Annotated in this window: 18 protein-coding genes; 13 read left to right on the top strand and 5 right to left on the bottom strand. The window is 71.8% G+C overall.

The genetic code is table 11. The features are described from left to right. Window positions 1–57: 57 nt before the first annotated feature. The 3 genes from BLQ73_RS25420 to BLQ73_RS25410 all read left to right on the top strand — a co-directional run bounded on the left by BLQ73_RS25420 (window position 58) and on the right by BLQ73_RS25410 (window position 3,767). The gene (locus BLQ73_RS25420) at window positions 58–1,530 is read left to right on the top strand and encodes an efflux RND transporter periplasmic adaptor subunit (RefSeq protein ID WP_093174147.1); all 1,473 of its coding nucleotides are present in this window, start codon (window positions 58–60) and stop codon (window positions 1,528–1,530) included. A 192-nt stretch (window positions 1,531–1,722) separates the two neighbouring features. Beyond that, the gene (locus BLQ73_RS25415; RefSeq protein WP_093174145.1) at window positions 1,723–2,412 is read left to right on the top strand and encodes a response regulator transcription factor; all 690 of its coding nucleotides are present in this window, start codon (window positions 1,723–1,725) and stop codon (window positions 2,410–2,412) included. 11 nt (window positions 2,413–2,423) lie between these two features. Further along, on the top strand, window positions 2,424–3,767 hold the full coding sequence (locus tag BLQ73_RS25410; protein WP_218126016.1) for a sensor histidine kinase: 1,344 nt from the start codon (window positions 2,424–2,426) through the stop codon (window positions 3,765–3,767). A gap of 119 nt (window positions 3,768–3,886) precedes the next feature. Here the strand turns inward: BLQ73_RS25410 and BLQ73_RS25405 are convergent, their stop codons facing one another. Beyond that, window positions 3,887–4,504 (bottom strand): GntR family transcriptional regulator, encoded by a 618-nt coding sequence (locus BLQ73_RS25405; protein WP_245691391.1) that lies wholly within the window; start codon window positions 4,502–4,504, stop codon window positions 3,887–3,889. 60 nt (window positions 4,505–4,564) lie between these two features. Between BLQ73_RS25405 and aceE the strand changes: the two genes are divergently transcribed. Continuing rightward, window positions 4,565–7,006: a pyruvate dehydrogenase (acetyl-transferring), homodimeric type gene (gene aceE / locus BLQ73_RS25400; protein ID WP_093174143.1), complete on the top strand. Its 2,442-nt coding sequence runs from the start codon at window positions 4,565–4,567 to the stop codon at window positions 7,004–7,006. 202 nt (window positions 7,007–7,208) lie between these two features. Here aceE and BLQ73_RS25395 read toward each other — a convergent pair whose 3' ends face one another. Both BLQ73_RS25395 and BLQ73_RS25390 read right to left on the bottom strand, forming a co-directional pair. Next, window positions 7,209–7,844, bottom strand: coding sequence for a transcriptional regulator (locus BLQ73_RS25395; protein WP_093174141.1), 636 nt, complete (start codon window positions 7,842–7,844; stop codon window positions 7,209–7,211). Then, window positions 7,841–8,236, bottom strand: coding sequence for a DNA-binding protein (locus BLQ73_RS25390; RefSeq protein WP_093174139.1), 396 nt, complete (start codon window positions 8,234–8,236; stop codon window positions 7,841–7,843). The genes BLQ73_RS25395 and BLQ73_RS25390 overlap by 4 nt, the downstream gene beginning before the upstream one ends. Before the next feature lie 57 nt (window positions 8,237–8,293). On the opposite strand from BLQ73_RS25390, the gene BLQ73_RS25385 reads away from it, so the two are divergent. Beyond that, window positions 8,294–9,535 (top strand): PEP/pyruvate-binding domain-containing protein, encoded by a 1,242-nt coding sequence (locus BLQ73_RS25385; RefSeq protein ID WP_093174136.1) that lies wholly within the window; start codon window positions 8,294–8,296, stop codon window positions 9,533–9,535. 58 nt (window positions 9,536–9,593) lie between these two features. Further along, window positions 9,594–10,199 carry a histidine phosphatase family protein gene (locus tag BLQ73_RS25380; RefSeq protein ID WP_093174134.1) on the top strand — a complete coding sequence of 202 codons (606 nt, stop codon included), beginning with the start codon at window positions 9,594–9,596 and terminating at the stop codon, window positions 10,197–10,199. A 49-nt stretch (window positions 10,200–10,248) separates the two neighbouring features. Here the strand turns inward: BLQ73_RS25380 and BLQ73_RS34855 are convergent, their stop codons facing one another. Further along, a complete protein-coding gene (locus BLQ73_RS34855; RefSeq protein ID WP_093174132.1) occupies window positions 10,249–11,706 on the bottom strand; it encodes an IclR family transcriptional regulator domain-containing protein in 1,458 nt (485 codons plus the stop codon). A gap of 157 nt (window positions 11,707–11,863) precedes the next feature. Here BLQ73_RS34855 and BLQ73_RS25370 point away from each other — a divergent pair, with 157 nt between their 5' ends. The 7 genes from BLQ73_RS25370 to pcaDC are packed head-to-tail and all read left to right on the top strand — an operon-like array spanning window position 11,864 to window position 18,075. Next, complete coding sequence (locus tag BLQ73_RS25370; protein ID WP_093174130.1) at window positions 11,864–12,676, top strand: CoA transferase subunit A; 813 nt, start codon at window positions 11,864–11,866, stop codon at window positions 12,674–12,676. Beyond that, complete coding sequence (locus BLQ73_RS25365; protein ID WP_093174128.1) at window positions 12,676–13,305, top strand: CoA transferase subunit B; 630 nt, start codon at window positions 12,676–12,678, stop codon at window positions 13,303–13,305. The genes BLQ73_RS25370 and BLQ73_RS25365 overlap by 1 nt, the downstream gene beginning before the upstream one ends. Further along, window positions 13,302–14,447 carry a thiolase family protein gene (locus tag BLQ73_RS25360; protein WP_093174126.1) on the top strand — a complete coding sequence of 382 codons (1,146 nt, stop codon included), beginning with the start codon at window positions 13,302–13,304 and terminating at the stop codon, window positions 14,445–14,447. Before BLQ73_RS25365 ends, BLQ73_RS25360 begins: the two co-directional genes overlap by 4 nt. Window positions 14,448–14,506: 59 nt before the next feature. Next, window positions 14,507–15,232 (top strand): protocatechuate 3,4-dioxygenase subunit beta, encoded by a 726-nt coding sequence (gene pcaH, locus BLQ73_RS25355; protein WP_245691403.1) that lies wholly within the window; start codon window positions 14,507–14,509, stop codon window positions 15,230–15,232. After that, a complete protein-coding gene (pcaG, locus tag BLQ73_RS25350; protein ID WP_093174122.1) occupies window positions 15,229–15,807 on the top strand; it encodes a protocatechuate 3,4-dioxygenase subunit alpha in 579 nt (192 codons plus the stop codon). The genes pcaH and pcaG overlap by 4 nt, the downstream gene beginning before the upstream one ends. After that, complete coding sequence (gene pcaB / locus BLQ73_RS25345) at window positions 15,794–16,981, top strand: 3-carboxy-cis,cis-muconate cycloisomerase (RefSeq protein WP_245691390.1); 1,188 nt, start codon at window positions 15,794–15,796, stop codon at window positions 16,979–16,981. Before pcaG ends, pcaB begins: the two co-directional genes overlap by 14 nt. 2 nt (window positions 16,982–16,983) lie before the next feature. Further along, a complete protein-coding gene (gene pcaDC / locus BLQ73_RS25340; RefSeq protein WP_093174120.1) occupies window positions 16,984–18,075 on the top strand; it encodes a bifunctional 3-oxoadipate enol-lactonase/4-carboxymuconolactone decarboxylase PcaDC in 1,092 nt (363 codons plus the stop codon). A 156-nt stretch (window positions 18,076–18,231) separates the two neighbouring features. Here pcaDC and BLQ73_RS25335 read toward each other — a convergent pair whose 3' ends face one another. Further along, window positions 18,232–19,059, bottom strand: a complete 828-nt coding sequence (locus tag BLQ73_RS25335) for a putative protein N(5)-glutamine methyltransferase (protein ID WP_093174118.1) — start codon at window positions 19,057–19,059, stop codon at window positions 18,232–18,234. Window positions 19,060–19,347: the final 288 nt, after the last annotated feature.

Below are 19,347 nucleotides of genomic sequence, written 5' to 3'. Positions count from 1 at the left end.
GGAACTCACAGCTTCTGCCTAACTACTTCCCACATAGACCGGCCAATATGGCCGCCCATGAGTCGATTCGGAGCGCGCACCGGCGTCTTGGCGGTGGTCGTCGCCGTCACCGTCGGAGGGGGCGCGTACCTCACTCTCCGCGACGAGCCGGCCGAAACCTCCTCGGTCCGCCTCGCCTCGGCGGAGCGTGGCACCGTGACCTCCGCCGTGAGCGCGGCAGGCAGCACCGCCGACGGGTCACGCCGCGAACTGGCCTTCGGCTCGTCGGGGAAGGTGACGCGGCTGTACGTCAAGGCCGGTGACAAGGTGCGTAGGGGCGAACTGCTGGCGCGCATCGATTCCACCGCCGCGCAGGAGGCCTACACGCAAGCACGAGCCGACTACGTGGCGGCCAAGGAGGCATTGGAGGAGCCGTCCCCGGCCGAGGAGACCTCGCCTGCGGCGGGCGACCCCTGTGTTCCGGCGCCCAAGCCCAAGGCCTCCGCCTCGGCTTCTCGCTCACCCATGCCCTCACCGTCACCTTCGGCTTCGGGTTCGGCGAGTCCAAGGCCGTCGACCGCCTCTTCGTCCATGATCGGCGCGGCGGGCGGGCCTGCGGTCCGGGCAGCCGCCCACCGGCTCGACCCGATACGGGAGACGCAGGCCCCCAGCCCGCAGAAACCCGGCGAGGAGCCCTCCGCGGAGTTGAGCGTGGAACCCGTCCCGACGGTCACGGTGACGGTTACCGCCACGGCCACGGTGACAGCCGCCGTGACCCGATCGCCCGGCCCGTCCCGCCCGGCCGGCATCTCAAAGAGCGCATCGCCCGGCGCGGGCGCCGACCGTACGGCCGCCGACTCCTGCCCCGCTTCCAGGGCGAGGCCCTCGGCGAGCGCCGAAACCGCCAGTGCCGGCGCGGCGGACAGATTGGAGAGCCAACTGCGGGCGGCCCAGGCCGACCTGAGCAAGGCCCAGGACCAGCTCGACGGCACCAAGATCGTGGCACCGGTCTCCGGAACCATCCTGAGCGTCGCGGGGAAGGCGGGCGAGACCGCCAGGACCGGCACGTTTCTCACCCTGGGCAACCTCGACGAGCTCCAGGTGAAGGCGGAGTTCACCGAGAGCGACGTTAACCAGCTGAAGATCGGTCAGAAAGCCGCCATCACCCTGGCGACGAGCCCGGAGACCAGGCACACCGGCACCGTCACTCGCATATCGCCCACCGCGACCACCACGGGCCAGCTGGTCACCTACACCGCCACGATCTCGTTCGACAAGCCGCCGCGGAAGCTCATGGTGGGCCAGACGGCGAGCGTGGTGGTGACGCTGGAGGAGGCGGAAGGCGCCATCTACCTGCCCGTCCAGGCGGTCACCGGCAGACCGGACGGCACCGCCGTTGTCAGGCTCCGCGACGGTGGAGAGAAGAGCGTGCGCACGGGCGTGCGCGGCGACCAGTACGTGCAGATCACCCAGGGGCTGTCCGAAAAAGACCTGGTGGTCGTCTCCGACGCCGCCTCAGGCGAGTTCCCCGACAGCGGCTGGCCGGAATGATGATCACGAAGTGTCCCGTCCTGGCCGCTCTCCTCACCGCAAGACGGTCAGGCCCGGCTTCGATGCCGAGTGGCCTGTGAAGAGCACGGCGACCGACCACTACGCTTCCCCCAGGTCGGCGGCCAAGACGGTCGATACGTGTCGATACGTGGGGTTCGTAACCCTCCCGAACGGCAGGTTGTGTTGAACTCGATGAACACCAGGCAGATCAACGTCCTCGTCGTCGACGACGAGCCGTCGCTCACAGAGGTGCTCAGCATGGCGATGAAGCTGGTCGGCTGGGAGGTCTACTGCGCCCACGACGGTGAGAGCGCGGTACGGCAGGCCAGAGCCTTCCTGCCCGACGCAGTCGTCCTGGACGTGATGCTGCCCGACATGGACGGTTTGCAGGTGCTGCAGCGGCTACGCGGGCTCTCACCGGAGCTGCCGGTGTTGTTCCTGACCGCCAAGGACGAGCTGGCCGACCGGCTGGCCGGGCTGAGCGCGGGCGCCGACGACTACGTGACCAAGCCGTTCAGCCTGGAGGAGATCATCATCAGGCTTCAAGGGTTGCTGCGCCGCTCGGGCGCGCTGCAGGCCCGGCCGGAATCCCGGTTGGCGATCGGCGACATCGTCCTGGATCAGGACACGCACGAGGTGTTCCGGGCGGGCGAACTGGTCCAGCTGACGCCGACCGAGTTCGAGTTGCTGCGCTTCCTGCTGAACAATCCTCGGCGGGTGCTGAGCAAGAGCCAGATCCTGGAGTACGTGTGGGGCTACGACTTCGGCGGAAACAGCAACGTGGTGGAGCTGTACGTGTCGTACCTGCGGCGCAAGCTGGGGATGCAGCTGATTCACACCGTGCGCGGCGCGGGCTACGTGCTCAAACCCCCCGCTCGCTGACCACCCGGCTGGTGGCCACCGCGATCCTGCTCATGGTCGGCGTCGCGGTGGTCATCGGCACGATCACCACGCTCCAGCTCGACGCCTCCCTGCGCGCACAGCTCGACGACCGGCTGACCGCGCTCATGTCCCCCCGGGGGCGGATGGGCCAGTCGCTTCTCAGCCGGTTGCCGGAGGGCGCCTTCGCCATGCGGCTGCGCGGCGGCGAGGTGCTGGAGTCCGGCCTGGTCACCGCCGACGGTCAGATCGGGCCGGCGCCCTATCCCGACCGCCTCCCGTCGTTCACCGGCGACATCACCACCGTCACGCTCCACCCGCTCGGCGAGTACCGCCTGCGTGCCGCGCCCGGCCCGGGCGGTCTCACACTGGTCATGGGCCTGCCCCTGGACTCGGTCTCCAGCACGCTCAGCCGCTTCATCGCCGTCCAGGTCGGCGTCACCCTCGGCGCGCTGAGCCTGGCAGCCCTCATCGGCACCGCGATGGTCCGCCGCCAGATGCACCCTCTTCAGCGCCTGGCCGCCACCGCCACGGAGGTCTCGCAGCAGGAGCTGTCCAGCGGTGAGGTGGTACGGCTGGCGCGCGTTCCCGAGGCCGACTCCCATCCCGGCGGCGAGGTGGGCCAGGTGGGCGCGGCCCTCAACCAGATGCTCGGCCACATCGAGGACTCGCTGGCGGCCAGACATGACAGCGAGGTGCGGCTGCGCCGGTTCATCGCCGACGCCAGCCACGAGTTGCGCACTCCGCTGGCTTCGCTGGCGGGCTACGCCGAGCTCGCCGGCCGCGATCCCCGCACGCAGGAGTTCGCGCTGCGCCGCATCCGCTCCGAGACCGCCCGCATGACAAGTCTCGTGGAGGACCTGCTGCTGCTGGCCCGGCTCGACTCCGGGCGGCCGCTCATCCGCGACGAGGTCGATCTGCGCCCGCTGCTGGTCAACGCGGTCAGCGACGCCTACGCCGCCTCGCGTGAACACCACTGGCTGGTGGACTTCCCCGACGAGGCGCCTACCGTGACGGGTGATCCCGACCGGCTGCACCAGGTGATCTCCAACCTCTTGGCCAACGCCCGCGTCCACACCCCGCCCGGCACCGTTGTGTCCACCACTCTCGACATCGAGGACGGCGAGCTGGTCATCCGCGTGCGTGATGACGCGACGGGCATCCCCGCCGACCTGCTGCCCACCATCTTCGGCCGGTTCACCAGAGGCGACCACTCCCGCTCGCGCCAGGGCGGCGGCGCCGGGCTCGGGCTGGCCATCGTGCAGGCCGTGACGATCGCCCACGGGGGCCGGGTCGAGGTGGCCAGCGAACTCGGAGACACGTGCTTCAGCGTCTTCCTGCCTCAACGTCGTCTCTGAGCCTCTTCATGCGGTATGTCCTGAACCATGGCGATCGCGCTACGGGTGCCCGCTGCCGAGTTCGGTCGGCGGGCTCCGCTGGAATAGGTGTGCACCTACGCGGACCAGGAGGGCCCGTACTACCGCGAGTCGCAGGGCGCGTAGCCGAGGACGTGCTCGCGCAGCATGCGGCCGACGTCGGGATCGCCCGCTTCGAATGCCTCGATGAGCGGCTCGTGGTCGGCGGCGTTCTCGTCCGGCCGTATCCTGAACAGCCGGATCGACAGGTGCGTCCACACCTCGACGCTCAGCGACTCCCACACCGACAGCAGCACGGCGTTGCCCGAGGCCGCCACGATCTCGCGGTGGAAGGCGACGCTGTGCCGCACCTGGTCGTCGAGTGAGCCCGTCTCGGCGGCCACATGCAGGCGGGCCGCGTGTGCCCGCAGCTCCTCTATCGGCGGGCCGCCCAGCCTGGCCGCCGTCTCCTCCAGCCCCGCCCGCACCTCGTAGACCTCCTGCAGGTCGGCCGCGGTGAGGGGGCGAACCCTGGCGCCCTTGTTGGGCGACGACTCGATCAGTCTGAGCGCCTCCAGCTCGCGCAGCGCCTCGCGGACCGGCGCCTGGCTGACCTTCAGCTCGGCGGCGACCCGGCGCTCCACGATGCGCTCGCCGGGCTCCCATCGGCCGCTGATCAGCCCTTCGAGCAGCACCTGGCGGATCTGGTCGCGCAGCGGCGACCGCACAACGGGTCTCACGGGAGTCGATAGTACGCTCCTAAATGCCCAATGATCGATCGTTGGGTGTTTAATGGCGTTATGGAGAGAGATCTGGATCCTCAGGAGACCGCCGAGTGGCTGGAGTCGCTCGAGGCGGTCCGGCGCGCGGCCGGCCATGAGCGGGCCGAGTTCCTCTTGAGGCGGCTCGTCACGAGTTCGCGTCCCGTCAACACCGTGCCCACCGCCGAGGAGCCCGCCTACCCGGGCGACCTGGAGCTGGAGGAGCGCATCGCCGCCTACGACCGCTGGAACGCCGCCGCGATGGTGACCAGGGGCAGCAGGCTCGGCCTGGGCGGCCACATGGCGACCTACGCGTCGGCCGCCTGGCTGTACGAGGTGGGCTTCAACCACTTCTTCCACGCCACGGACGACCAGGTCTACTTCCAGGGCCACGCCTCACCGGGAGTCTACGCGCGCGCCTTCCTGGAGGGGCGGCTGAGCGAGGCGCAGCTCGACCTGTTCAGGCGGGAGACCGAGGGCGGGCTGCCGTCGTACCCGCATCCGCGGGCGATGCCGGACTTCTGGCAGTTCCCCACCGTCTCGATGGGCCTCGGCCCGCTGAACTCGGTCTACCAGGCCAGGTTCAACCGCTACCTGCACAACCGCGGCATCAAGGACACATCCCGCAGCCACGTATGGGCCTTCCTCGGCGACGGAGAGATGGACGAGCCCGAGGCCACCGCCGCGCTCACGCTCGCCGCCCGCGAGGGGCTCGACAACCTCACCTTCGTCATCAACTGCAACCTGCAGCGGCTCGACGGCCCGGTACGCGGCAACACCAGCGTCGTGCAGGAGCTGGAGAGCGTCTTCAAAGGTGCGGGCTGGCACGTCGTCAAGGCGCTGTGGGGCCAGGAATGGGACGGCCTGCTCGGCTCCGACGAGGTGGTGGCCCGGCTCGCCGGGACGCCCGACGGCCAGTTCCAGACGTACGCGGCCTCGACCGGCGCGTACATCAGGGAGCATCTGCTCCACGGCCTGGACGTTCCGTACTCCGACGACGACCTGCGGCGGATCGTCGGCGGATCGCGGGCCGGGCACGAGCCGCGCAAGGTGTACGCCGCCTACCGCAGGGCGCTCGACCACCGCGGCGGGCCCACGGTGATCCTGGTCCAGACCGTCAAGGGCTGGACCCTCGGCGCGGGCGTGGAGGCCCGCAACGCCAACCACCAGATGAAGAAGCTCACCCAGGACGAGTTCCGGACCATGCGTGACCGGCTCGGCCTGCCGGTTTCGGACGAGGCGCTGAACGGGGAGCTCCCGCCGTACCTGCACCCGGGCCCCGACTCGCCCGAGGCGCGTTACCTGGCGGAGCGGCGCGCCGCGCTGGGCGGCCCGATGCCGCACCGCACGGCCGTCCACCGCCCGCTCCCGCCGCCCGCCGACAAGCCCTTCCAGAGCCTGGCGAAGGGCGGTGCCAGGATCGCGACCACGATGGCGTTCGTCCGCCTGGTCAAGGACCTGATGAAGGAGCCGGAGACCGGACGCCGCTGGGTGCCCATCGTCCCCGACGAGGCCCGGACGTTCGGCATGGAGTCGCTGTTCCCGACCGCGAAGATCTACTCGCCGCTGGGCCAGCGCTACGACGCCGTCGACCGCGAGCTGCTGCTGTCGTACAAGGAGGCGGTCGACGGGCAGATCCTCATCGAGGGCATCACCGAGGCCGGGTCGATGGCGTCCTTCACCGCCGCCGCGTCGAGCTACGCCACCCACGGCGAGGCGATGATCCCGTTCTACATCTTCTATTCGATGTTCGGCTGGCAGCGCACCGGCGACCAGATGTGGGCGCTCGCCGACCAGCTCGGCCGCGGGTTCCTGATCGGTGCGACGGCCGGGCGCACCACGATGACGGGCGAGGGCCTCCAGCACGCCGACGGGCACTCCCAACTGCTCGCCTCCACCAACCCGGCCTGCCTGGCCTACGACCCGGCGTTCGGCTACGAGGTCGGCGTGATCGTCCGCGAGGGGCTGCGGCGGATGTACGGCGAGGCGGGCGATAACGTCTTCTACTACCTCACCCTCTACAACGAGCCGCTGCCCCAGCCCGCGATGCCCGAGGGCGTCGAGGAGGGCATCCTCAAGGGCCTCTACCGCTACTCCGCGAACGGCGGCGCCGCGCACCTGCTGGCCAGCGGCACCGCCATCCACTGGGCACTGGCCGCGCAGCAGCTGCTCCAGGAGGAGTACGGCCTGGGGGTGGACGTCTGGTCCGTCACCTCCTGGAGTGAGCTGCGCCGCGAGGCCATGGCCACGTCCGGCGTGCCCTACCTCCAGCAGGCCATGGCCGGGGCCGAGGGGCCGGTCATCGCGGTGAGCGACTGGATGCGGGCCGTACCCGACCAGATCCAGCCGTGGATCGGCCGCCATTGGACGTCGCTCGGCACCGACGGGTTCGGCCTGTCCGACACCCGCGAGGCGGCGCGCAGGCATTTCGGCGTCGATCCGCGGTCGATCGCCGACGCGGTGCTCAAGGCCGTCGAGTAGACCGCAAGTCTCCGTCTGGTGGCGGCCGTGCCTCCAGACGGAGCGGATCTCCGGACAGGGGGCGGGTCAGGCGTTGCCACCGCAGCCGCGACGGCACGCCCACGCCCCCGCGGGCAGCCGGCATGTCCCGCGGACCACGTCGGGCCGCACGCTGTCCCTGTGCTATCCGGAAGGCCGACCACCGGCACGGAGGAGCGCGGGGTCAGGGTTCCGCGTTCCGGTCGAGGCCGAGCGTGGCGATGAGGTCTTCGTGGAGCTCGAACCAGACGCGGTGGCAGGAGTCGACGTCGGTGCGGTCGACCCAGGCGCCATCCCCGGCTCGGGCGCGCGCCAGGGCGAAGGTGAATCGTGTGTCGTATCCGCGGAACCGCGTGAGGACGTTCCCGAGCCGGTCCGCGAGTGGCGTGAGCGCGCGGTCGATGCCGGCGAGCTCGTGGAGGATTCGGGCGTCCCAGGTGGGATCGGAGTGGTCGTTGACGGCGAGCCGATCGCCGGCGGCAGGCCGGAGTTGCCAGTCGGTGCAGGCTCGCAGCAGGAGTGCGTTGAGCGGGAGGAAGTCGCGGTAGGCGCCGCGGACCTCGTCGGCGCCGCCGACGCGTGTGAGTTCGGCGGCCAGCCGACGTTCGTTCTCGGCTCGGCCGGTCTCGGTCAGCGACCAGCCTCCGGTGCCGGCGAAGGCGGTGTGCGTGACCCAGCCGCGCGCCTCGGCGTCGCGCAGCGTCTCTTTCGTCTCGGCCTCATCGAGCCCGTACCGGTGTGCGATCACCGGGGTGTCGGCGAACCCGGTGATGCGCGCGGCGTGCAGGACCAGCAGGTCGTGCGGGGAGTTCCGTGTCATGAGTCGGCGTCCTGTCGTGCTGTCAGACGGGCGTAGTGCTGCTGGCACGCCTGCGGGGAGTTGAACCCCAGCGCGCGGGCGATCTGAGCCCAGGTCAGTCCTGCGCTCCGGGCCGTGAACAGCAGGCCGGCTTCGAGTCCTTCGACCTCGGCGCGCGCGGCGGGCAGGAGGGCCAGCGCGCTGAGGAGGTCTTCCGGGGCCAGGTCGGGGCTGCGCCAGAGGGCGAAGTGCGCGAGGTCGACCGCCGACGGCGGGACGGGGGAGGGGCGCCACGGACGGGCGTCGAGCGCGTCTGCGCCCAGGCTCCGGAGGCGCCTACTCGCCTCTTGTTCACGGTGGGCCTGGGCGTGGTCGCTATACGCGTTGTGATCGGTGTCCTGCTTGCGGGGCATGCGACTCATGCTCCACAATCAACGAAATATTGTCAATCTTTCGTTGAAAGGGGGCTGGTGTTCGTACCCCTCATGGAGGCTGCCGCCGATACCTGCGGGGGCAAGGCCGGCACGCTCGGCGCGCTGCTCCGCGCGGGTCTGCCGATTCCCGACGGCTTCGTCGTCCCGTTCGCCGCCTACCGCGCCGCCTACAGTGCCGCCGTCGGCGACCTGGGCCTCGGGCGGTCCGCCGGCCAGCACGATCTCGACGCCGTACGGCAGGCGATCGAGGCCCGCCCGGTCCACGCCACCGTGATCGACGCGCTGGAAGGCGCGCTCGACGAGCTCGGCGACCCGCCCCTGGCGGTGAGGTCATCGGCGTCGAGCGAAGACACCGGCCAGGCGTCGGCGGCCGGTCAGCACGAGAGCTTTCTCGCCGTTCACGGAGTCGGCGACGCCGCCGACGCCGTACGCGCCTGCTGGGCCTCGCTGTTCTCTCCACGCGCCATCGACTACCAAGGCGACCAGCCGTCCGACGATCCCGCGATGGCCGTCATCGTCCAACGCCATCTGGACGCCGAGGTGTCCGGGGTGATGTTCACACCCGCGGACCCCGGCGACGCGACCCGGATCGAGGCATCCTTCGGCCTCGGCCCCAGCGTTGTCGGGGGTACGGTCACCCCCGACGCCTACCGCGTCGCCGCCGACGGGTCGGTCACACGCACCGTCGCGCACAAGCGGACCCGCCTCGACCGGCATGGCGGGCGGCTCGTCGCCCGCGACGTGCCCACCCACTCCCAGGGCCGGCCGACGATCGACGACGCGACCGCCACGCGGCTCGCCACGCTGGGCGACCGGATCGCCGCCGCGCTCGGTGGACCGCAGGACATCGAGTGGGCCATCGCCGACGGCCGCATCTGGGTTCTGCAGGCACGGCCGGTCACCGCCGCACTCCCACCGCCGGCGGCGTCGCCTCCCAGCGCCTCGGACACCCCGGCCGCCACGCTCACCGGAACACCGGGCAGCCACGGCACCGCGACCGGCACCGCCAGGATCGTCCGCGGTCCCGGTGACTTCGCGCGCGTGCAGCCGGGCGACGTCATCGTCTGCCCCTTCACCGACCCCGCGTGGACGCCGCTGCTGCGCATCGCCGCCGGCGTCATCACCGAGACCGGAGGCGTGCTCTCCCACGCCGCGATCGTCGCCCGCGAACACGCCATCCCCGCCGTCCTCGGCGTCCCGAACGCGACGAGCAGACTCCACGACGACACCGCCATCACCATCGACGGCACCAACGGCACCATTACCACCACAACCTGATCGGGATCGAAAGGAGCCGGGAAGCGGGCCCGCACGGGCACCGCCCCCATGACCCCTCATGGCGACACGACACCTCTATCTGGCACGCCATGGCGCGGCCGACGCGTTCGGGGAGCTCACCGACGTCGGGCGTCGGCAGGCGGGCCTGCTGGGCGAGCGGCTCGCCGGCATACCGGTCGACGCCGTGTGGCATTCGCCGCTCCCACGCGCCGGAGCGAGCGCACACGAACTCGCCCGGCATCTACCGGACCCGCCCGTGGCCAAGGCGGTCGAACTCGTCGACCACGTGCCCTACGTTCCCCCCGCGGCCGAAACACCCCGGTCCTGGGCCGGTTTCTTCGACGGCTACGACGAGACCGAGGCGGCCTCGGGCCACAGGCTCGCCCAGGCCCTGGTCGCCCGGTTCGCGAAGGTCATCCCCGACCCGACAGCGAAGGACACGCACGAGGTCCTGGTGACGCACGCCTACCCGATCGCGTGGCTGGTGCGCCACGCACTGGACGCGCCACCGTCCCGGTGGCTCGGACTGAACAGCGCCAACGCAGCGCTGACGGTCATCGAATACCGCAACGGCCTGCCGCCCACACTCGTGATGTTCAACGACATGAGCCACCTCCCGGCCGACCTGTGCTGGACCGGATTCCCCGACCATGTGAGGCCGTGAGGCGGCCCCTCCGGTCCGGCCCACTGCCGCAAAGGCGGGGCGCGGCGGCCTACGGGACCACACGGGTCAGCGCCAGGTCCGCCTCCATCAGCCCCGCGGCCTCCCTCAGGGCGGGCAGCACGTCATGCAGGAGCTCGTCCCGCGTTGTGCGTCCGGCGTGGGTGGCGACGTTCACCGCCGCGACGACCCGGCCGTCCCTGTCGCGCAGCGGGACGGCGATCGACCGCACGCCCTCCTCAAGCTCCTGGTCGACCAGGGCGTAGCCGTCGCTCGCGGCCTGCCGTACGGCTGCAGCGAGCTCGTCGCGCGACGTGACGGTGTGGCGGGTGAGCGCCCGCGGGGCGGGCCCGGCCGGGCCGTCCTCGGGCAGGGCCGAGAGAAGGACGCGCCCCATGGAGGTGGCGTAGGCCGGGAAGCGGGTGCCGAGGGTGATGTCGACGGTCATGATGCTGATCGTGGGCACGCGTGCCACATAGACGACGTCGACCCCCGAGAGCACGGCGACCGAGGCGGACTCGCCGACCCGGGACACCAGGTCGCGGAGGTGCGGCTCGACCGTCTCGCTGAAGGTGCGCCCGGACAGATGCGCGTAGCCGAGCGCCAGCACCTTGGGCGTCAGCCTGAACCTGGTGCCGTCGGCCGCCGCGTAGCCCTGCTGCGTGAGGCTCTGGACGGCCCGCCGTACGGTGGCCCGGGGCAGCCCGGTGGCCTTGGCGGCGTCGGCGAGGGTAAGCCCGCCGGGCGAGGAGCCGAGCGACACCAGAACGGCCATGCCCCGGGCGAGCGACTGAAGGTAGTCCGCGCCGAGATCCTCTTTGGCGGCGCGCGTGTCGTCGACCGCGGCGGTCAGAGGCGGGGGCGGGGGAGGACTGAGGATCGCCGCCTCCATCTCCGCCACCGCCTTCCGCAACCGGGGCATGGCGTGGGCGCGCAGCTCGGCGACGCTGTGCCTGCTGGTGTGGCTGACCACGCTGACCGCGCATCTCGGTGTGCCGCCCGCGTCTCGCACGGGCATCGCCACCGCGACGAGGCCCGGCTCGATGAGCTGGTCGTCCTCCGCCCACGGCGCCGACGGGTCGAGGAACACCAGGCCCGCCGCGCAGCGGTCGGCGGGCAACGGATCGCCGACCCTGAAGCTGATCGACACCGTGCGGCGGCGGGGGATCTGGCAGATGAAGCGGACCCCGTCCTCGTCGGGGACGGCGAGCGACACGGACTCGTCCAATTCGTCGGCGAGCCGTGCGGCGAGCGGGCTGAGCGGACCCCGGAGGCCGTCGCAGGCGAGGTATGCCTCGCCCAGCTCCATCAGGCGCGGGGCGAGCAGCACCTCCCGCTCCTCGACCCGCAGCTGGCCGAGGTGGACGAAGGTGGCGACGACCCGGTCCACCGTCGACCTGGCCAGGCCGGTGGCGCGGACCAGGTCCGTCGCGCGCGCCCGGCCTCTCGGGGTGGCGACCAGCGCACGCAGGACGGCGAGCCCGCGTTCCAGGGTCCCGGCCGGCTCCATCGCTCCCACTCCTCCGTCTCCTCCACCCGGTTTCGGCGATGGAAGCACTTTGACAGGAGCGGCTGCGCTCCGCATACTCGACCTCACATTAATGAACTCTAGTTCATTCAGCGAACACTCCCGTGCTCGGGGAGCTCTTCGCGGGGAATGGAGTGCCATGCGCAGAGACCGTGCCGTGCGCGCAGACCGTGCCGTGCGCGCAGACCGTGCCGTGCGCGCAGACAAGGTGGCCGCCGGCGCCGCAGAGGCGCTGGCCGATGCGCGCGACGGCATGTCGTTCGCGGTCGGCGGCTTCGGCCTGAGCGGCATCCCCAACACGCTGATCCGCGCCCTGTTCGACAGCGGCGTGACCGGCATCACGGTCGTGTCGAACAACTGCGGCGTGGACGGCGCCGGGCTGGGCCTGCTGCTCGCCGACCGCAGGATCGCACGCGTGATCGCGTCGTACGTCGGCGACAACAAGGAGTTCGCCCGGCAATACCTCGCCGGCGAGCTGGAGGTGGAGCTGACCCCCCAGGGCACCCTGGCCGAACGGCTGCGCGCGGGCGGCAGCGGCATCCCCGCCTTCTACACCCCGGCGGGGGTCGGCACCCCGGTCGCCGAGGGCGGGCTCCCGTGGCGCTACTCCGCCGACGGCTCTGTCGAGCTGGCCTCCCCGCCGAAGGAGGTCCGCGAGTTCGACGGCGGGCACTACGTGCTGGAGCGCGGCATCAGAACGGACTTCGCCCTGGTCAGGGCGGCCAGAGGCGACCGCCACGGCAACCTGGCGTTCGGCAAGTCCGCCAGGAACTTCAACCCGCCGGCCGCGATGGCCGGGCGGATCACCGTGGCCGAGGTGGAGGAACTCGTCGATCCGGGCGTGCTCCACCCCGACGAGATCCACCTGCCGGGCGTCTTCGTTCAGCGTGTCGTCGCGCTCACCCCGGAAGAGGCCGCCGACAAAGGCATCGAGAAGAGGACCGTGACCTGATGAGCTGGACCCGCGATGAGATGGCCGCCCGCGCGGCAGCCGAACTGCGTGACGGCGACTACGTCAACCTCGGCATCGGGCTGCCCACGCGCATCCCTGCGTTTCTGCCGCCGGGCGTCGACGTGGTGCTGCATTCGGAGAACGGCATCCTCGGCGTCGGCCCCTACCCCCGCGAGGACGAGGTCGACCCGGATCTGATCAACGCGGGCAAGGAGACGGTCACCGTGCTCCCGGGAGCCTCCTTCTTCGACTCCTCACTGTCGTTCGGCATGATCCGCGGCGGCCACATCGACGTCGCGGTGCTCGGCGCGATGCAGGTCTCCGCCCGGGGCGACCTCGCCAACTGGATGGTCCCCGGAAAGCTCGTCAAGGGCATGGGCGGGGCGATGGACCTGGTCCACGGGGCACGCAAGGTCATCGTGGTCATGGAGCACACCGCCAAGGACGGCTCACCGAAGATCGTCGAGGAGTGCTCGCTTCCCTTGACGGGCAGGGCGTGCGTGCACCGGGTCGTCACCGACTTGGGCGTCCTCGACGTCGGCCCGGAGGGCGTGAGGCTGGTCGAGACCGCGCCGGGCGTGGACGCGGCCGAGCTGCGCAGCCGTACGGGCGCGGAGGTGGCCCTGTGAGAGCCGTCTACATCGCCGACGCGGTCCGCACCCCCTTCGGCCGATACGGCGGAGCACTGTCGGGCGTCCGCCCCGACGATTTGGCCGCCCACGTCATCGGGGCTCTCGCCGAGCGCAACGCGCTGGAGGCCGCGGACGAGGTGATCCTCGGCAACGCCAACGGAGCCGGCGAGGAGAACCGCAACGTGGCCCGCATGGCCGCCCTTCTGGCGGGCCTTTCGGTGACCACGCCGGGCGTCACGGTGAACCGGCTGTGCGGCTCCGGCATGGAGGCCGTCGTCCAGGCATACCGCATGGTGGCCCTGGGGGACGCCTCCGTCGTGGTCGCGGGCGGCGTGGAGTCGATGACGCGGGCGCCCTGGGTGCTGCCCAAGCCGGACCGGGCGTTCCCCGCCGGAGGCCAGGAGCTGGTCTCCACCTCGCTCGGCTGGCGGCTGACGAACCCCAGGATGGCGGGCGAGCACACGGTCTCCCTCGGCGAGGGGGCCGAACTGATCGCCGACAAATACGGCATCGGCCGCGACGAGCAGGACGCCTACGCGCTGGCCAGCCACCGGAAGGCCGCCGCGGCCTCGTTCGACCGTGAGATCACCGCCATCGCCGGCATTGCATCCGACGAGGGCATCCGCCGGGAGACCTCCCTGGAGGCGCTCGGCCGGCTGAAACCGGCCTTCCGCGCCGGAGGCGCCGTGACCGCGGGCAACTCGTCACCGCTCAGCGACGGCGCGGCGGTGCTGCTGATCACCGACGAGGCGGGCCTCGGCGGGCGCGAGCCCCTGGCCAGGATCGTGGCGAGCGGCGTCAGCGCGCTCGAACCCCGCTTCTTCGGCCTCGGCCCCGTCGAAGCCGTCACGAAGGCCCTCGCCAAGGCGGGCAGAAAATTCGAGGACGTGGCGACCGCCGAGCTGAACGAGGCCTTCGCCGCCCAGGTCCTGGGTTGCCTCGCCGGCCTGCCCGAGCTCGACCCCGAGATCGTCAACCCGCACGGCGGGGCCATCGCCCTGGGCCATCCGCTCGGAGCCTCGGGGGCCCGCCTGGTCGGCACCGTCGCCCACCGGCTGGCCGCCGCCGGTTCAGGCACCGGCCTGGCCTCCCTCTGCATCGGCGTCGGGCAGGGCCTGGCCCTCGTCCTCGAAAGGTGAACGCCTTGACACCACCAGCCTTGACACCACCTTCCCCGCAGCCTCCTACCCAGCATGACATCGACGGTGAAACCGCCCACCTACATGCGAACGGCGCAGGCCCGGCGAGCGGCCACCCGCTCCGCGACTTCGCCCCGTACCGCAGCAGCGTCCTGCGCCACCCCAAACGGCCGCTGGTCGTGATGGAAGACCCCGACGCCGCCGAACTGACCGGCCCGGTCTTCGGCGTCACCGACGTGTCGCCCCTCGACGCCGACCTGACCCGCCGGCACCTCGCCGAGCCGCTGGGGGAGCGCATCACCGTGGAGGGCCGGGTGCTCGACCGCGACGGCCGCCCGGTCCGCGGCCAGCTCGTGGAGGTCTGGCAGGCCAACGCCGCGGGCCGCTACCGCCACCAGGGCGACGGCCACCCGGCGCCGCTCGACCCCAACTTCACCGGCGCCGGCCGCTGCCTGACCGACGACGAGGGCTACTACCGGTTCACCACGATCAAGCCTGGCGCCTACCCGTGGCGCAACCACGTCAACGCCTGGCGCCCCGCCCACATCCACTTCTCCGTGTTCGGCCGCGCCTTCGCCCAGCGCCTGGTCACCCAGATGTATTTTCCGAACGACCCGCTGCTTCCCTACGACCCGGTGCTCAACTCGGTGACCGACGAACGCGCCAGGGCCCGGCTGGTCGCGGCCTACGACCACGACCTGTCCGTGCCCGAGTGGTCCCTCGGATACCGATGGGACATCACCCTGGACGGCCCCGCCGCGACCTGGACGGAGCACGGCCGATGAAACCGACGCCCTCACAGACCATCGGGCCGTTCTACGGTTACGCGCTGCCCTTCGCAGGCGGCGGCGACATCCGAGGCGGTGACATCCGAGGCGGTGACATCCGAGGCGGTGACATCGCGCGGGGCGGGATCACGGTGCACGGCCACGTCTACGACGGCGCGGGCGCCCCGGTGTCCGACGCCCTGCTGGAGTTCTGGCAGGCCGACCCCTCCGGCGGCCTGCGCGGAGCCCCCGGCACGCTGCGCCGCGACCCCGTCACCGGCGCGATCATCGGCAGAGACGGCGTCGCCTTCACCGGCTTCGGCCGTACCCCCACCGACGCCGACGGCCACTGGACCCTGCGCACGCACACTCCCGGCAACGGATACATCAGCGTCTGCCTGTTCGCCCGAGGTCTGCTGCACCACCTCTACACGCGCGTCTACCTGGGCGCCGAGCCCTCGGGTCCCCTGGCCGACGCCCTCACGCCCGAACGCCGCCGCGCCCTCGCCGCCGTGGAGGAGCGGGAAGGCGTCTACCGGTTCGACATCCACATGCAGGGGGAGAAGGAGACGGTCTTCCTTGACTTCGCATGAGGATGCCGTGGACGGCGCGGACCCCATGAGCGGCGCGGACCCCATGAGCGGCGCGGACCCCATGAGCGGCGCGGACCTCGGCCTGCTGTCGCCCATGCAGTCGGCGGTGGGGGAGACCGGCGACGCGGCCGTCCTCGCAGCCATGCTGGAGGCCGAGGCCGCGCTGATCCGCGCCCAGGCCGCACTCGGCCTGGCGCCGCGCCAAGCCGCCGAGGCCGTGAGCGCCGTCGCGGCCCGGGCGGCGGACTTCGACCTGCCGCGCCTCATCGCGGGCTCCGGCTCCGGTGGAAACCCTGTGATCCCGCTCGTCGAGGAACTGCGGCGAGCCGTAGGGCCGCACGCCCCGCACGTCCACCTGGGCGCGACTAGCCAGGACATCCTGGACACCGCACTCATGCTGGTCGCCCACCGCTCGCTCGGCACGATCCTGGCGGACCTGCGCGCGGCGACCGACGCGCTCACGGGAATCGCGGCCGAGCACCGGGAGACCCCCATGGCCGCCCGCACGCTCACCCAGCAGGCCGTCCCCACCACATTCGGGCTCAAAGCCGCCGGCTGGCGCAAACTCACCGCGGACGCCCGGCACCGGCTGCACGCCGCACGCCACGGGCTCCCCGCGCAGCTCGGCGGCCCCGCCGGGACCCTGGACCAGCCGGGCGGCCTCGCCGTACTCGCCGGGTTCGCCGCCGAAGTCGGCCTGGCCGAGCCCGTCCTGCCCTGGCATGTTCTGCGCACACCCGTCGCCGACCTCGCGGGGGCGCTGGCGTTCACCGCCGGCGCCCTCGGCAAGATCGCGGCCGATGTGCTGGTCCTGTCCCGCACGGAGATCGCCGAGGTCTCCGAGGGAGTGGGGGGCGACTCGTCGTCCATGCCGCATAAGCACAACCCGGTCAAGGCCACGTTGGTCGCCGCCGCCGCCCGCCAGGTGCCCGCGCTGACCACGGTCCTGTACGGCTCGCTCGTGGCCGAGGACGAGCGGCCCTCGGGCGCCTGGCACGCGGAGTGGCAGGCGCTGCGCCAGACGCTGCGCCTGGTGGCGGGGGCCGCGCGCAACACCGCCGACCTTCTGGCCGGCCTCCGGATCCACCCCGAGCGCATGCGTGACAACCTGCGCCTCACCGGGTCGACCGGATCGGCCGCGGCACTCGTCGATCGCGCATTGTCGGAGGAGTAAGCGTGCTTCACCATCGCGTGGACGGCCCCGAGAGCGGCGCGCCGCTCATCCTCGGCCCGTCCCTCGGAACGTCGCTCCGGGTCTGGGAGCCCCAAGTCCCGGCACTGGCACGGACCTTCAGAGTCGTCCGATTCGACCTGCCGGGCCACGGCGGCTCCCCGGCGTCCGGCGCGCGGACGGTGGAGGGGCTCGCCGACCTGGTGGTCGAGCTCGCGGACGCTCTCGGCATGGACGGCTTTCACTACGCGGGCATCTCGCTCGGCGGCGCCATCGGCGCGACCCTGGCGCTGCGCCATCCCGGAAGGGTGCGCTCGCTGGCGATGCTCTGCTCCTCCGCGTGGTTCGGCGAACCGCAAGGGTGGCGGGCGCGGGCGGAGCTCGTCCGGCGCGAAGGAACACCTCCGCTGCTCCCGGCCGCGGCCGGCCGCTGGTTCGCGGGGCCGGGCGACGAGGCTCTCCTGTCCGACCTCGCGCAGACCGACAGGGCCGGCTACGCGGCCTGCTGCGACGCGCTGGCCGACTACGACCTGCGCGACCGCCTCGCCGAGATCCGCACCCGCACGCTCGTGCTCGCCGGACGCGAGGACCCGGCGACACCCCCCGCCCACGCGCGCCTGCTCGCCGACGGCATCCCCGGGGCCACCCTCGTGGAGGTGGCGCGCGCCGCCCACCTGGCCAATGTCGACCAGCCGGAGACCTGCACCGCCGCCCTGCTCGCGCACCTTCCGGCCGACCCCGGCATGAGCGTGCGGCGCGAAGTGCTGGGCGACGCCCATGTCGACCGGGCCATCGCCCGCACGACAGGCTTCACCAAGGACTTTCAGGACCTGATCACCCGCTACGCCTGGGGCGAGATCTGGAGCCGCCCCGGCCTTTCCCGCCGCACCCGCAGCTGCATCACCCTCACCGCGCTCGTCGCCCACGGGCACCTGGAAGAGCTGGCCATGCACGTCCGGGCGGCGCTCCGCAACGGGCTGACCCCCGACGAGATCGGCGAGGTGCTGCTCCAGACCGCGATCTACTGCGGAGTGCCCGCGGCGAACGCCGCCTTCTCCGTGGCGCAGCGTGTGCTGGCCGAGCCCCGGGAAGACTGACGATCGGCGGTGGCCCTGACGTCCAGGTCGGCCCACTGCGGACCTCATTTGTGGTCGCGGAGGAAAGCGGAGATGTCGGCGCGGGTCGGGTAGTTCCGCAGGGGCGATCTCCCGGGTCGCCGGCCCACTCGGCATGATCAGATAGGGGTCACGTCCTCAGCCATCGGATGCATCGTCAGTTGGACATCCGGTTTGGTCGGCTCCTCTGCGGACACCGATCACAATCGTCGCGTCGAGTTCGTCGCACAGCTCGATATGCGGGGTCAGCCCCACGCGGGCGAAGACCTCCACGGTCAGTGGTGCCTGGCATGCGCTCGTCTCGACGAGCAGGTGGCCCCCGGGAGCGAGCCACAGCGGGGCCTCGGCGGCGACGCGCCGCTGCACGTCGAGGCCGTCGGCGCCGCCGTCCAGCGCGGTGCGCGGCTCGTGGACACGGGCCTCGGCGGGGAGCAGCGCGATCTCGCGCGTGGGGACATAGGGCGCGTTGGCCACCAGAACGTCGACCCGGTCGCGCAGCGCGACGGGCAGCGGCCGGTAGAGGTCGCCCTCGTAGACCCGGCCGCCGGGGACGTTGCGCCGGGCGCACCGCACCGCGGCCGGGTCGACGTCGGCGGCATACACACGCGCCCCCTCCACCGCCGCCGCCACCCCGGCACCCACCGCACCCGAACCGCAGCACAGGTCCACCACAACGGCCCCGGACCGCGCCAGCGCCGCAGCCCGGCGGGCGAGGAACTCGGTGCGCCGCCGCGGCACGAACACCCCGGCGTCCACCGCCACACGCAGCCCGCAGAACTCGGCCCAGCCGAGCACATGTTCCAGAGGCAGCCCGGCCACCCGCCGCGCCACCATGGCGTCAAGCTCGGCGGGCGTGCGCGCGGTGGAAATGAGCAACCGCGCCTCGTCCTCGGCGAACACACAGCCGGAGGCACGCAGGGCGGAAACGACAGACGTCAACGAAACGACCGAAGGGGAAAGCGACATGGGGGAGCCTTTCGGAATGCCTGTGAGGCTCCCCAGTACGGCCTAAGCCGAAACGGCCCGGCGGACGTGAGACGGGAGCTCCCAACCCGATACAGGGGGAATCGGTCTCACCTCCTAGGTCGCAGTGCAGAGCGCGATACTACCCCGGCCCCCTCCGCCACGCATCCCATTTCCTCGGCGGTGCCCCTACGCCTTGGCGGACGGGCCCGGCTCGATCGCCAGGACAGTCTGGAAGTCCGCGACGGTCGGTCGCCGGCGCTGGTCTCTCGGGATGGCGCGGATCAGCAT

This window comes from Sinosporangium album (genome assembly GCF_900100605.1).
Classification (GTDB): domain Bacteria; phylum Actinomycetota; class Actinomycetes; order Streptosporangiales; family Streptosporangiaceae; genus Sinosporangium; species Sinosporangium album.
The sequence above is the reverse complement of the archived record's forward strand: the minus strand, read 5'-3'. Positions and strand labels throughout refer to the sequence as shown.

Excerpts from the sequence above, each read along its gene's own strand:
- BLQ73_RS25365 (WP_093174128.1), top strand. The coding sequence starts at position 12,676 with ATGAGCTGGACCCGCGATGAGATGGCCGCCCGCGCGGCAGCCGAACTG.
- BLQ73_RS25335 (WP_093174118.1), bottom strand. The coding sequence starts at position 19,059 with ATGTCGCTTTCCCCTTCGGTCGTTTCGTTGACGTCTGTCGTTTCCGCC.
- BLQ73_RS34855 (WP_093174132.1), bottom strand. The coding sequence starts at position 11,706 with ATGGAGCCGGCCGGGACCCTGGAACGCGGGCTCGCCGTCCTGCGTGCG.
- BLQ73_RS25415 (WP_093174145.1), top strand. The coding sequence starts at position 1,723 with ATGAACACCAGGCAGATCAACGTCCTCGTCGTCGACGACGAGCCGTCG.
- BLQ73_RS25370 (WP_093174130.1), top strand. The coding sequence starts at position 11,864 with ATGCGCAGAGACCGTGCCGTGCGCGCAGACCGTGCCGTGCGCGCAGAC.
- BLQ73_RS25390 (WP_093174139.1), bottom strand. The coding sequence starts at position 8,236 with ATGCCCCGCAAGCAGGACACCGATCACAACGCGTATAGCGACCACGCC.
- BLQ73_RS25380 (WP_093174134.1), top strand. The coding sequence starts at position 9,594 with ATGGCGACACGACACCTCTATCTGGCACGCCATGGCGCGGCCGACGCG.
- BLQ73_RS25395 (WP_093174141.1), bottom strand. The coding sequence starts at position 7,844 with ATGACACGGAACTCCCCGCACGACCTGCTGGTCCTGCACGCCGCGCGC.
- aceE (WP_093174143.1), top strand. The coding sequence starts at position 4,565 with ATGGAGAGAGATCTGGATCCTCAGGAGACCGCCGAGTGGCTGGAGTCG.
- BLQ73_RS25420 (WP_093174147.1), top strand. The coding sequence starts at position 58 with ATGAGTCGATTCGGAGCGCGCACCGGCGTCTTGGCGGTGGTCGTCGCC.
- pcaG (WP_093174122.1), top strand. The coding sequence starts at position 15,229 with ATGAAACCGACGCCCTCACAGACCATCGGGCCGTTCTACGGTTACGCG.